Annotated in this window: 1 protein-coding gene; it reads right to left on the reverse strand. The window is 44.7% G+C overall.

Translation table 11 applies throughout. From position 1 onward, the window contains the following. Window positions 1–54 precede the first annotated feature (54 nt). A partial coding sequence (locus tag R7Z50_RS29030; RefSeq protein ID WP_318149950.1) for an ATP-binding protein occupies window positions 55–600 on the reverse strand: 546 nt, incomplete at its 5' end.

Genomic DNA, 600 nt, shown 5'->3' on the forward strand with positions numbered 1-600 from the left:
GAATAAGAGTCCAAAACATCCTGATCATCATCGACCAATAATACTGAATATGGGTTATTGCTCATTGGGTAACTCCAACACAACCATCGCACCTTTTTCTAATGAGGAAGCGAGGTAGATACTTCCTTTATGCTTTTCTATTAATGACTTACAAATATTCATCCCCAGCCCTAGGCCAACTTCTTTTGTCGACACAAAAGGCTGAAAAATCCGCTGCACAATCTCTTCACCAAACCCAATGCCGTTGTCACTAATCGCAATCAATGTGGTTTGGCTGGTGCGTTCCACCAGCGCGATTTGAATCCGTTTTTGTTCGTCCCTTGTGCTTTCCATCAACGCATCACAACTGTTTACTAAGACGTTAATGAAGACCTGTTCTAGCGCCAACATGTCGCCTTGCACTTTTACATCATCAGGTAACTGGTTTTCTATGATGATCTGTTGACGCTTCGCTCGCGTGTTCACAATGGTGGATGCTTGCTCCGCCACCTCATGAACACTTACAGACTTCACTTCTCTTTCACCTTCTGGCTTGCGAGCGAATTGGCGCAAACTGTTGATGATCTTACTCATCCGAGTCGCCAAACCTTCGATGTGGGT

It is taken from the genome of Vibrio sp. 1249-1 (assembly GCF_033340495.1).